Origin of the sequence: Alteromonas ulvae, assembly GCF_048987005.1 — a bacterium.
In the GTDB taxonomy this organism is placed as follows: Bacteria; Pseudomonadota; Gammaproteobacteria; order Enterobacterales; family Alteromonadaceae; genus Alteromonas.
This window is the reverse complement of sequence record NZ_CP185261.1, coordinates 2,374,278-2,387,179: the sequence shown is the minus strand read 5'-3', so window position 1 is coordinate 2,387,179 and position 12,902 is coordinate 2,374,278. Positions and strand designations below refer to the sequence as shown.

Here is a 12,902-nt window from a genome sequence, read left to right as displayed (position 1 = left end):
CGTAAGCAAATCCCAACTGTCGTGATCGGTACGACCTTTTTAATAGTTAATAATTCATAGCCTGAATTTGGGGATTTCTTTATACCCCTATATCATTGGCCCCAAACGTAAAAATGCAAAGTGTTTTTTAGCTATATGTTATTGTTAAAATACATGAAGACGAAGAATTAAACGGAGTATAAGAAGAATGGCTTTTAGTGGCACGTCTAATTACATCGCAACCAAGGACTTACAGCTTGCTGTAAATGCAGCAATAACCCTAGAGCGTCCTTTATTAATAAAGGGCGAGCCGGGCACAGGTAAAACGATGCTTGCTGAAGAGCTCGCTGAAAGCTTAGGCACTGAGCTTATCCAATGGCATATCAAATCGACGACGAAAGCTCAGCAAGGACTGTACGAATACGATGCGGTTTCCCGTCTTCGTGATTCACAGCTTGGAGACGATCGTGTTCACGATATTAAAAACTATATTGTTAAAGGCAAACTTTGGGAAGCATTCACGGCCGAAAAACGCCCGGTACTGCTCATTGATGAAATAGACAAAGCCGATATCGAGTTTCCAAACGATTTGTTGCTAGAGCTCGATAAAATGGAGTTCTATGTGTACGAGACTCAAGAGCGCGTTGTCGCCGCTCAGCGTCCCATCGTTATTATTACGTCTAATAATGAAAAAGAATTGCCCGACGCTTTCCTGCGTCGCTGTTTCTTCCACTATATTCAGTTTCCAACACCTGAAGATATGGAAGAGATTGTTAATGTTCACTTCCCTGATCTTAAGAAGAATTTGCTAAGCGAGGCATTAGGCGCATTTTTCAATTTACGTGATGTGCCAGGGCTTAAGAAAAAGCCATCGACCTCTGAGTTAATTGACTGGCTTAAGCTGCTGGTCGCTGAGGATATTCCACCTGAGGCCCTGCACAATAAAGATGGGAAAGCATCTATCCCACCACTTTATGGTGCATTGTTGAAAAATGAGCAAGATATTCACCTGTTCGAAAAACTGGCCTTTATGGCGAGACGCTAATGCTTATTCAGTTTTTTTTCACGCTACGAAAATATCAGGTTAAAACAACCCTTCGCGAGTTGCTTGATTTACTCAGAGCAATGGAAAAGCACGTGGTGTATGCCGATATTGAAGCGTTTTACAGTTTGTCGCGCACCATCATGGTAAAAGATGAAACTCAGTACGATAAGTTCGACCGAGCTTTTGCTCATTACTTTGAAGGTGTTGAGTCAATTGACTTATTCGGTAAAGAGATCCCTGAGGAATGGTTACGTAAGGAACTTGAGAAGAACTTAAGCGCTGAAGAGCGCGAGGCCCTTCGTCAAGCTGGTGGCCTTGATGAGCTCATGGAAACCCTTAAAAAACGTTTAGAAGAGCAAGAGAAGCGCCATCAAGGTGGAAATAAGTGGGTAGGCACCGGCGGTACGTCACCCTTTGGCGCGTATGGCGATAACCCTGAGGGCGTTCGCATTGGCCAAAAAGGCAATCGCAAGTTCTCGGCAGCAAAGGTTTGGGACAAGCGGGAATTTAAAAACTTGTCTTCCGATGTAGAGTTAGGTACGCGAAACATTAAGGTTGCCCTTCGAAAGCTGCGTAAATTTGCTCGCACAGGTGCCAGTGAAGAGCTTGACGTAAGAACGACCATTGGTGAAACCGCGAGGAAGGGGGGCATGCTTGATATTCATATGGCACCTGAGAGACACAATGCAGTAAAGGTATTGATGTTTTTCGATGTGGGAGGCTCTATGGACCCGCATGTAAAAACCACTCAAGAGCTGTTTTCAGCGGTGCAGTCTGAATTTAAGTACTTAGAATACTTTTATTTTCATAACTGCGTGTATGAAGAAGTGTGGAAAGATAATTTGCGCCGTAATAAAGAACGGATTTCAATATGGGATATTATTCATCGATACGGCAAAGATTATAAAGTGATTTTTGTAGGGGATGCCACTATGGGGCCTTATGAAATTACCTATCCTGGCGGCAGTGTAGAGCACTGGAATGAAGAGCCAGGCAGTGCATGGATGCAAAGGCTGTTAAACCATTTTAATAACGCGGTGTGGCTCAATCCTCAGGCTGAAAATTATTGGCCTTATTACTCGTCTATCAAAATTATGCGTGAAATTATGGAAGAGAAAATGTATGGGTTGACGTTGGAAGGTCTGACAGACGCCATAAAAGGACTGAGTCGTACTCGATAATCAGCAGATAGTGAATATCGTGTTGGATAGCGCATAGAAAGCGGTAGTAAAATAGCAATGAGCCCTTTTACTGTTAATAGTGAAAGGGCTCATTGCTAGCTGATTGGTTAAAAACTTCTACACCGTTGCTATGAATTTATCTGTAAATGACGGGTTAATCGCTTGTCCGTTGTTTACGCTTTAAGCACGTTGGTTGAACGTTGAATGTAAAGCAGCCTGGCTCCCAGTAATACTGCCGCGGCACTTAATCCAACAATAAACCCAATCCAAAAACCAGCCGCAGCCATTGGCTCGTTAGTCAGCCATGCGGTTCTTCCCAAAATAATGCCAGTAGGAAGACCAATAAGCCAATATGACACAAAGGTGATGATAAACATGGCTGTGGTATCTTTATATCCTCGTAGTGCATTGGCCGATATTACCTGTACAGCGTCTGAGAGCTGGAAAAGCGCCGCATAGATAAGTAGGGCATTGGCAATAGCGTAAACCTCGCCGTCGCTTGTGTATAAGCTGATAATGAAACCTTTAGCGATGAGGGTGAAGCTGGCAGTGCATGCAGAAGTAACAAAGCCAATTAAAATGGCGCTTCGCGCTGCTATTTTGGCCTGACGAGGGTTTTTTTGGCCAATGCGGTAGCCAATACGAATAGCCACCGCCATGCCTATGCTCATGGGAAACATAAACATGAGTGCAGAAAAATTAAGGGCGACTTGATGTGCTGCCACTACGGTAGCGCCAAAGGGTGCAAGAAGTAGAGCAACGGCAGAAAACAGCGTCACTTCAAACAGGATTGTCATGGCAATAGGAAGGCCCAAAGCAAAGGTTCTTCTAATGGTTGTTAAGTTTGGACGGTACCATTGATTGAAGAGGTTATATTTTCGCAGAGCCGGTGCAAATCGAACGTAAATAAAGGTAGCAATGAGCATGGTGTAAATAACCAGCGCAGTAGCGACGCCACAGCCAGCACCACCCATGGCAGGTAATGGGCCAACGCCATAAATGAATAAATAATTGCCTACAATGTTTGCCATCAAGCCAATGACGGTAATGATCATGGTGGGCTTTGTTTTACCTAGTCCTTCGCAATAATTCCTCAACCATTGATAGATAGCAAAGCCAGGCATAGCCAGAAATACATAGATAACGTAGTCCACGGTTATGCTGTGAAGCTCTGGTGCCATTGGAAATAACGATACGATGTTTTCAGTAAAGGGAATAAACGCGGCGATGATTAAGTCTACAAATAACACTAAATAACCGGTTTGCTGACTGGCATCAGCAATACCTGCAATGTTTTTATTGCCGTGTAGCCTTGAGATGATAGGCGGTAAGGCAAGGGCAATACCCTGAATGAAGCAAAGAAGGGGGATGGTAATACTAAAACCTAACGCCACTGCAGCCATGTCAGTCGCGCTGTAGCGTCCTGCCATAATGGTATCACTGACGCCCATGAGCATTTGCGTAATCTGGGCAATGAGCAACGGCCAGGCTAACTTTAATACGTCTCTAGCTTCGATAATAAAGCGTTTTCTTTTCACAGCTGTTTATTCTCACGGTAAAAAATGTAGATAAAAAAGGCTTGTCTAAGTGGCTTTGTTTAGAAGGGTTCGCCTGAAATACAGTGTCAAAGGGTAAAGAGCACATCGCGACACACAAACGGGACAAGCAAACATATTAGACAAATGGCATCACCGGCACCTTATCACCTATGGATAACGTACTGATATCTTCATGGATGATCATAAAGCAATTCGCGGATGTGATCGATGTCATCACACCTGAGCTTTGTGTCTCAAACGGCGTGACCACTACGTTGCCATTGTCGTCGTAACTCATCGTGGCGCGCTGGTAATCTCGACGCCCAGCACGACGCTTAATGTCTTTTGTCAGCGTGGCCGTTACCGTGAGCGCAGTGTGACCATCTTGACGCCCCTGCATTTTACTGATGATGGGAAGTACAAGGAGCTTCGCGGTCACAAAGGAGGAAACAGGGTTACCTGGAAGCCCACAAAATACGGTATTGTTAAGTCTACCGAGTGCAAAAGGTTTTCCAGGCTTAACGGCAATTTTCCAAAACTCGATGTGGCCCATGGCCTCTATAACATCTTTCACATAATCGGCATCGCCAACGGATACACCGCCGCTGCTCACCATAATATCAACACTGTTGTCTGCGCTAGCATTTGTACTAGCTCTTGTTCCCGTTCCCGTTCTTATTGTGGGAGTTCCTAGGCCGGGTCTATTATTAGAAGAGTCTGAAGTACTCGATGCCGCTTGATTAAACAATTTAGCCAGAGATGCTTTATCATCTTCAACGATGCCGAAATCGATAACCTCTACATTTTCGTCACTTAAAATGGCGCTGATACCAACACGATTCGACTCGTAAATTTGCGTATCGCCGCGCAACTCGCCAGGGGCGGCCAATTCATTGCCAGTGGCAACAATACCAACCCGTAATTTTCGATAAACCACCACCTCGTTCAGGCCTTGAGAGGAAAGTAACATAAGATGCTCTGCCCTTAGCTGAGTCCCTTTTTTAATAAGTACTTGCCCTTTGGTGATATCGTTGGCTTGAGGGCGGATATTTTGACCCGGTGTAGGGGCCTCATGAATGATCACGTTGCCGTTGGCATCACTGCCACAGTTCTCAATCATTATCACTGCATTCGCGCCATCTGGAATAGGCGCGCCAGTCATAATTTTGAAGGCATGACCGACGGCTAGCGGAGTAGAGGCCTTTTCTCCGGCTGTAATAATGCCTTGAACGATAAGGGCTTGGCCTTGATGGTATGAGCCTGCGTTAATAGCAAACCCATCCATTGCAGAGTTATCCCAGGGCGGTACATCTAACGTAGCGACAACATCTTGTGCCACTACACGGCGATGTGCACTGAATAGGCTTACTCTTTCAACGTCTGAAACAGTGTGCGTAGCTGCTAGCGCTTTTGCGAGTGCCTCTTCCAATGAAAGCCAGCTAGATGACATGTCGATAACTCCTCGATAGCACGATATTGTTAACGTTTGGTCCAATAAACAGATTATGAATGTCGCCAAATATAGACGATACCAAAAGTTAACGACGATAAAAATAAACGGGGAATACTACAGAAAAAGTACGCTATACACCAAAGGTTAATGTATTGGCGTTTAACCTTTATTTAATATAGTCGACCTTGCAGAGCGCAATCTCATTAGTGCCCAGGAATAACTGAAACAATACGACTGAAATCATCGAATACCCAATTGGGGTTGTGCGCTCCAATATCTTCGCCGTAGTTATATCCATAAGTAAGTCCAATACTTCGCATACCTGCTGCATTTGCCGCAAGAATGTCGTTTTTTGAATCGCCAACCATAACGCATTCATTCGCTTTGACGTTCAGTGTTTTACAAACATGTTTTAGTGGTAAGGGTGAAGGTTTCTTTTCCGTTAAAGAATCACCACCAATCAAGAGAGAGAAAAAAGGTTCCACCTTGAAGGCTTCTACAATGGGGGCGATAAACTTTTTGGGCTTATTGGTTACTAGCGCTAGCGTATAACCTCTGTGTGAAAGGGCACTGAGTGTGTCATAAACATGAGGGTAGAGAGTAGAAGCGCGACACACATTTAAATCGTAGTGATATAAAAAACGCTGAAATGTATGGTCTATTAACTCGTTGCTTATCGGTTTGAACTGCTGAGTGTTAGGGTCGGTGTTGCCAGATAATCCTCGCTCAACCAGCACTCTTGCACCATTACCTACCCAGTTTCTGATTGTGCCTTCATCAAACGTTGGCATACCCACATCGCCAAGCGCATTGTTTAATGCACCTGCCAAATCAGGTACTGAATCAACTAAAGTGCCGTCTAAATCAAATATAAAAGTGGTTATAGGTTTCATAAAATGCTGTTCATTACGGTTTATGATTACTGTTCATATTGACTGCTTGCATTTGGTGCTGTGAGTAAAGTGTGCCGAAAACCACCTCTGGTAATAGGGTTCGGCACATCTTCCAACACTTCTTTTGGCGCTTATCTTGACTGTTATTTGACTAGGAATTGTAGGCCCCAGTCTCAAGCGTTTAAGCAAAGTTACTGATATAAATTATTCAAAGTCTTGGTTGCTGATCCACAATGTCTGGTAGGGCTTCAATTGAATAAAGCCGCTTGAAAGACAAATTTCATCACGTGTTACCAAGTCTATCCAGTTGTCAGTGCCGATTAAATTGATGTCTGATAACAAAATGGTTTTTTCTTCATCGCAAATGTTATTTACACAGAAAATACTTTGCTTTCTATCAAGACTCTGTCGCCAATACCCAAAGATCTGATTACCCAACTGCAGGGTGAACTGAGTTGCATTGGGATGAAACGCTGGTTGAGCTTTCCTTATACGAATGAGCTGAGATACCCGTGTCAACACTTTATGGTGTTGGGAGTGGGGTGAATCAAGCAGAGCCTCTAATTCATCAATATTCCAGCGGCGACGGTTAATACTGCGATTTTGCCCTGTATTTGCCACTTTTTCATAGTCATTGGAGGTCCCCAGTAAGCTATGAATATAAATCCCCGGAATACCCTCCATACCTAACATAATCGAATGAGCACAAATAAAGCGGTCAACTTGGAATTTATCTGGTCCTTTTGTGGTGCCTTGTAAAGCGTCAAATAGGGTAATGTTAATCTCATAGGGTTTTTGTTTACCGTGATCAGACGCTCGCCACGAAATTTTACCGCCAAAGTTCTGCATGGTGTGTACGAGATCTGATATCTCTTCGTCGTCTAGCAGCCCTTCGGCTGGACGTAGCCCAATACCATCATGAGACGCGATGAAGTTAAAATAGGCTGTACCGTTTTGCGCCGGAGGCATACTCATCATCCAGCTTTTCAAATAGGTACAATCGCCAGTCACTAAAGTGTTTACTAGCAGTGGCGGTAAAGAAAAATTATAGATGGCATGCGCTTCGTTCGCATTGCCAAAATACGTTAAGTTTTCTCGATTTGGAATGTTGGTTTCTGTGATGATAATAATAGAAGGATCAACATGCTCAATCAGCGTTCTTAGTAAACGGACAACTTCATGAGTTTGAAACAGATTAATGCTGTTCGAGCCAACTATTTTCCACAGAAATGCCACCGCATCTAGGCGAAAGAGCTTGGTGCCTTTATCGATGTAAAGTTTGATAATGTCCACAAAGGCGAGCAGTACCTTTGGGTTTCTGAAGTCAAAATCAACCTGATCATGGCTAAAGGTACACCACACGTGTTTCGTGCCCTCGGCGGTTTCTGTTTCTCGCAATAGCGGTGACACACGAGGTCTAGTTACCATCGAAAGATCGTCTTGCGGGTCAGCGGTAAAGAAAAAATCTGAACCGGGTCCTTCACCTTTTATAAAGTTGTCAAACCAGACGCTTCTCGCCGAGCAGTGATTTATCACTAAGTCTGTCATGAGCCCGTAGTCTTTGGCTATGGCTTCTATGTCTTCCCACGAGCCAAGCGATTCATTAACGGTTGAATAATCAATGACTGAAAAGCCATCGTCTGAGCTATAAGGGAAAAATGGTAGAATGTGAACATTATTTATTGTGTTTTTACAATATTGATGTAAGAAGTTATTCAACGTTATCAGGGGTTTCTCGTTTTCACGGATAACGCTATCACCGTAGGTGATCATGATAATATCTTCTTCATCCCAATAATTGTGGTGAGATTGAGGAGAAGCAATGTCATTGCTCGACGTTATGCCGATAGCGGCAAGCAGTTGTTCCGTTAGCGTGTCATAGGACACGTCTAACGACACATCGGCATAGATAGTCTCTAAATGGTGTTTTACTTTGTCATAGAGAGGGTCCCATGCCATGTTATTTCTCCATATGTTCTGCGGTGTCAGCTTCAACCGCTTCAAGTAGGCGTTCTAAAATATCAGGTACCGCACTTGTTACACGGTTCCAGCTTGGTATAAACGGCGTTTCCATCGGATTTTCTAAGAAATTTTGACCCGCTTTCATGATGTTACTCGCAAACATCTCTACTGCTTTTTCTTCGCTGTGAATATCTAGCGTTAAACCGTTCATTACCGCGTCGTTGTGGTAAGTTTCGATAAAGTCGAGTGCAATCCTAAAGTACGTCGCCTTAATTGAGCGGAACATCTCATTACTAAATGTATAGCCCTGAGTCGCTAGTTTTCTGAAAATGGCTTTAGTGATATCGATAGACATCTTTGATAAGCCGCCTTCATCATTATTCAGTGATAAATCTTGGTGCTTATGGTCGTAAATGTCGCAGATATCGGCTTGGCATAAACGATTATGTGAATAGTTGCGGTGCATCTCAGACAAGACGCCTATCTCCAATCCCCAGTCACTAGGAATGCGAATGTCGTTTAATACATCACGTCTGAATGAAAACTCTCCTGCGAGTGGATAGCGAAAGCTGTCCATAAATTCGAGATATTCATTGTCGCCCATGATGCGTTTAAGTGCTCTCAGAAGCGGGGTCACAAGTAGTCGAGATACCCGACCATTAATTTTACCGTCGGCGACACGGGCGTAAAAACCTTTACAGAACTCGTAGTTAAAGTTGGGATTAGCAACAGGATAAATCAGTTTGGCAAGTAAGTCTTTTTCATAAGTCACAATATCGCAGTCGTGAAGTGCGACAGATTCAGCGCGGTTCGAAGCCAGTATGTAACCCATGCAGTACCATACGTTCCTTCCTTTGCCCATTTCTTTAGGTGCTAAACCCTGTGCCTGTAACTCTTCGTCTAGGGCTTTTAGGCGCGGCCCATCATTCCATAACACACGATGGTGTTGCGGTAATTTATCGAAGAATTTGAGCGCATGTTTATATTGTTTTTCATTGGCTCTGTCTAGTCCGATAACTACCTCAGCCAAATAGGGTACTGATGTCAGTTCGTCGATGATATGAGGTAATGCATCACCTTCAAGTTCAGAAAATAGTGATGGCAAAATTAATGCCATCGGGCGTTTTTTAGAAAATTGGAGAAGTTCAGCCTCTAAGTCTTCTGTAGGTCTGCGCGATAAGTTATGTAAAGTAGTGATAACACCGTTTTGATAAAAATCAGCCATGTGTGCTCCTGATTATAAAGATAGCAATTGAGTAAGCATTTCAGTCCAACCTTCTGGACCGTTGAGGGTGCTGGTATATACCTCTTCTTTTTTTACTGTTGGCGGAGGATTTACCGGTGATAAAATTCGTATTGAGATATCTGCCGCTTCTAGCATGGCAATATCGTTATTTCCGTCTCCAAGGGCTATGGTTTTTACGCTAACACCATTTTGTCTTTGGTATTCTTTGGCTAACCAGATTAGTGCTTGACCTTTATCGCAGTTACCGGAAACGTGAATAAATCGGCCTCCTTCTAAAGGAAATGCGCCTCTGTGTGATACAGCTTTAAGAAATTTTTGTTTTTGGTCATCACGTCCTTGCCAGAGAATGGGCTCACCAAACTGCCGCTTAGCGGCAAGGGAGGCTGAGTATTCATCTAAACCGGTACTGTCTTGGATTTCTTCAATAGACATTTTAGAAAACTGTTTGTAGCTCCCTTCAAAATCACCGCTAATTTTCTCTAACAGCTTAATCCAGTGGTTTTTGCTTGATATGAACGCCTTACACCAATAGCCGTCTACCCATACCGTACCGGCTGGCTTTTGTTTAAAAAATCCGTGGGGAATAAAAATGGCAGCGCCATTTTCTACAATAAATGGGCCTGTTAAATTAATTTTCTCTCTGAGTGGCTGGAGCTCTGCAAAGGTCTTGCTGGTGGTTGGAATAACGGGGATCTGCTTATTATCCAATGCAGTTAAAGCCGGTTTCGCCGCCTCAAAAGAGTAAGTGTGATGGTCTAACAATGTGCCATCCATGTCGGTGAAAACAAGCGTTTTTGTCATTACTTCAAATCCTGTTGTGTGATATTTCTATGCTCGTCTAAGTAAAAAACCGTATCACAATTTTTTGGAAGTGTACGCAATGCATGCTCTGTAATACGCTGATAATGCTGAATAAAACGAGCAACCTCATCATCATTCATGATGCCGGCTTTTTCACCTTTGGACGTTTTTGCCAACTTGTGTTCCTGCTCTAAACGCCAATGTAGTACGCTGTCGAAAGAGGGCACGGCTAGCATTACACTGTAATCTATCTTACTGAAAAGTGTTTGATACTCACGGGATAGTTCACTGTTCACATAAGAGCGCCATGTACACAATGAATCTTCAACGCTTTCCAACTCATTTACCGGCTGTTTTAAGTATGATGAGTCTTGCGGCGAGACGCCCACGCACCACCCCTCTAAAATGATGACATCAGGGATACCGTCCACTACCGGCCATTGTGATGTGGGAAAGGGGTTATCTGTTGCTTTGTCGAACCTTGGAAGCAGTGTACGTTCGCCGTTTTCAAGCATAGAAAACGTGTTGAGGGCTAATGGTATGTTGTGGGTGCCCGGCACGCCGCGAGTTTTTAACAACGGGTGTACTTTTATTGCTAGAGCGTTGCGATGGCTTTTATCGAGATAAAAATCGTCGATGGAAAGTGAGACTACTCGCATATCGTATTCAGATATTAAGTAGGTTTCTATAAAACTGGTGAGCGTAGACTTTCCTGAACCTTGGCAACCATTAATGCCAACAATAAGAGGTTTCCTTGCACCTTCTTGGTGCTTTAGTAGCAGTTTACACAGCGGAATGAACCACATTTGTGCAGTGTCTGCATAACTACTTGGCAGATGGTGGGCTGTTAAAAAGCCATGTATATCCATGTTGTTACCCTAATCAATACAGAATTAGCACTCCATAGCTGGTCAGGGTTACAACATCTATGCCAACAAAGCGATTAACATAAAGATGAGCTAAATTACTTTTTGTTAGCGACGATCACGGCTCGTTGTGGTGCAGGGTATCCCTCAATGGTGCGGGTAATATCTGCTGGGTTGAGAAAATCTTTCAACGACTGAGTCTCCATCCAATCCGTAGAGCGCTGTTCATCAAGGGTGGTGTGGTTAATATCGACCACGCGTATATTTTCAAATCCAAGGCGCTCTAGCCACACCATCAGTGCATTCGCACTGGGAAGAAACCAAACATTGCGCATTTGTGCGTAGCGCTCACCTGCCATTAGTACTGTGGTTTCATCACCATCAACAACGAGGGTTTCTAGCACTAATTCGCCGCCCCTGCGCAGTTGGTCTTTCAATTGAGTAAGAAACTGCATGGGGTCTTTGCGATGATAGAGCACTCCCATTGAAAACACAGTGTCGAAAGCGTTAAGCGGTTGCATATCTTCAATGCCGATAGGCAAAAAATGAATATTTTGTTGTCCAATAAAATGCTTAATGGCTTGAAACTGAATTAAGAACAGCTGTGTGGGATCGATGCCATAGACCGCTGAAGCCTGTTCACCCAGCATTCTCCACATGTGATAGCCACTGCCACAGCCCACATCGAGCACGTGTCGGTTTTTAAGTGGCGCAATATGAGGTACCACGCGATCCCACTTCCAATCAGAGCGCCATTCCGTATCAATATGAATATCGTGTACGAAAAACGGGCCTTTACGCCACGGCATAAATTGTTTCATTAATCCGCTGATTTGCTTTTGGGTGTATTCATTAATATCAGCAGCATTACCTATAGTAACACTACTGTTCAAGTCGATAGTGCTGGGTGATGTCTGCGGCAACTTTGCAAGAAGTCGACACCATTTATCGAACTCACCGTGCTTATTGTGTTGCTGCCATGTGTTGAGCTGTGAAGGAAGTGTTTGAAGCCACGCTGAAAGAGGGCTATCTAACAGAGATTTATAGCAGTCGTTAAACCATGTCTGCGCTAATTTGCTCATTGTGTTCTCATTGTGCTCTTAGTGTATAAAATGTTGATAACGTCATGTGTAGCTAAAAGAAATGATGGGTGCCGATAAAGTGATAAAAGTGACTCGAGGTTTTAAACCTATCGCTTAAGGGCAACAATAGAGGTGAAGTTGTAGCACTTAAACCACATTACGACCTCGTCAAATCCGGCATTGCCTAACCTTTGCTCATGCTCTGCATATGTATCGGTCAACATAACCTTCTCTAGCGAGGCACGTTTTTGACTGACTTCTAACTCGCTGTAGCCATTATTGCGCTTGAATTGGTGATGTAAGTCGATTAGAAGCTCATTTCCAGCTATTGAAGGATGGCGAATTTTTTCAGATAGAACCAATATGCCCCCAGGGTTCAAGCCGTCAAAAATTCGTTTAAGCAGACTTTCCCTGTCCGAAGGGGGAATAAACTGCAAAGTGAAGTTCATTATCACCATAGAGGCGTTTTCAATTTGAATATCCTGGGCCATTCCTTGTTCAACCCTAACGGGGTTTGGCAATGAAAAGGTTTGCACAATACGCTTGCAGCGCTCTACCATTGCCTCAGAGCTATCAATGCCGATAATTTCACAGGATTTGTTGTCTGTTGCTCTTGCCACCGATAGACTTGCGGCGCCAAGAGAGCAGCCCAAGTCATAAACACGGCTACCAACGGTTACTTTCATTGCAGCAAGTTCACCGATAGCGTGAATAATAGATTCGTAGCCCGGCACCGAGCGTTGAATCATATCCGGAAACACATCCACCACAGATTCATCAAATTTAAAGTCGGTGACTTTGTTCAGCGGGGTGGCAAAAATGTTGTCGTGTTTCTTCACGTGTTTCCCTTGGTTTT

At 43.8% G+C, this 12,902-nt stretch carries 11 protein-coding genes; 2 read left to right on the top strand and 9 right to left on the bottom strand.

Annotated features, from left to right (window positions below):
- Positions 1-187 precede the first annotated feature (187 nt).
- Together ACOJR9_RS10415 and ACOJR9_RS10410 are read left to right on the top strand one after the other, a co-directional pair.
- Positions 188-1,024 carry an AAA family ATPase gene (locus tag ACOJR9_RS10415; RefSeq protein WP_032096473.1) on the top strand — a complete coding sequence of 279 codons (837 nt, stop codon included), beginning with the start codon at positions 188-190 and terminating at the stop codon, positions 1,022-1,024.
- Entirely contained in the window at positions 1,024-2,205 is a 1,182-nt protein-coding gene (locus tag ACOJR9_RS10410) for a vWA domain-containing protein (RefSeq protein WP_420932928.1), read from the top strand. Before ACOJR9_RS10415 ends, ACOJR9_RS10410 begins: the two co-directional genes overlap by 1 nt.
- Before the next feature lie 173 nt (positions 2,206-2,378).
- Here the strand turns inward: ACOJR9_RS10410 and ACOJR9_RS10405 are convergent, their stop codons facing one another.
- The 9 genes from ACOJR9_RS10405 to cmoA form a co-directional block, all read right to left on the bottom strand.
- A complete protein-coding gene (locus tag ACOJR9_RS10405; protein ID WP_420932927.1) occupies positions 2,379-3,743 on the bottom strand; it encodes an MATE family efflux transporter in 1,365 nt (454 codons plus the stop codon).
- 136 nt (positions 3,744-3,879) lie between these two features.
- The gene (locus ACOJR9_RS10400) at positions 3,880-5,193 is read right to left on the bottom strand and encodes a molybdopterin molybdotransferase MoeA (RefSeq protein WP_420932926.1); all 1,314 of its coding nucleotides are present in this window, start codon (positions 5,191-5,193) and stop codon (positions 3,880-3,882) included.
- A gap of 206 nt (positions 5,194-5,399) precedes the next feature.
- Complete coding sequence (locus ACOJR9_RS10395; RefSeq protein ID WP_420932925.1) at positions 5,400-6,089, bottom strand: phosphoglycolate phosphatase; 690 nt, start codon at positions 6,087-6,089, stop codon at positions 5,400-5,402.
- Between the two features lie 204 nt (positions 6,090-6,293).
- On the bottom strand, positions 6,294-8,048 hold the full coding sequence (locus tag ACOJR9_RS10390) for a sugar phosphorylase (RefSeq protein ID WP_420932924.1): 1,755 nt from the start codon (positions 8,046-8,048) through the stop codon (positions 6,294-6,296).
- A 1-nt stretch (position 8,049) separates the two neighbouring features.
- Entirely contained in the window at positions 8,050-9,276 is a 1,227-nt protein-coding gene (locus tag ACOJR9_RS10385; protein WP_420932923.1) for a glycosyl transferase, read from the bottom strand.
- Between the two features lie 12 nt (positions 9,277-9,288).
- Entirely contained in the window at positions 9,289-10,098 is an 810-nt protein-coding gene (locus ACOJR9_RS10380) for an HAD-IIB family hydrolase (RefSeq protein WP_420932922.1), read from the bottom strand.
- Positions 10,098-10,967 carry a kinase gene (locus tag ACOJR9_RS10375; RefSeq protein WP_420932921.1) on the bottom strand — a complete coding sequence of 290 codons (870 nt, stop codon included), beginning with the start codon at positions 10,965-10,967 and terminating at the stop codon, positions 10,098-10,100. Before ACOJR9_RS10375 ends, ACOJR9_RS10380 begins: the two co-directional genes overlap by 1 nt.
- 95 nt (positions 10,968-11,062) lie before the next feature.
- Positions 11,063-12,046, bottom strand: a complete 984-nt coding sequence (gene cmoB, locus ACOJR9_RS10370) for a tRNA 5-methoxyuridine(34)/uridine 5-oxyacetic acid(34) synthase CmoB (RefSeq protein WP_420932920.1) — start codon at positions 12,044-12,046, stop codon at positions 11,063-11,065.
- 107 nt (positions 12,047-12,153) lie between these two features.
- On the bottom strand, positions 12,154-12,885 hold the full coding sequence (gene cmoA / locus ACOJR9_RS10365; protein ID WP_420932919.1) for a carboxy-S-adenosyl-L-methionine synthase CmoA: 732 nt from the start codon (positions 12,883-12,885) through the stop codon (positions 12,154-12,156).
- Positions 12,886-12,902 lie beyond the last annotated feature (17 nt).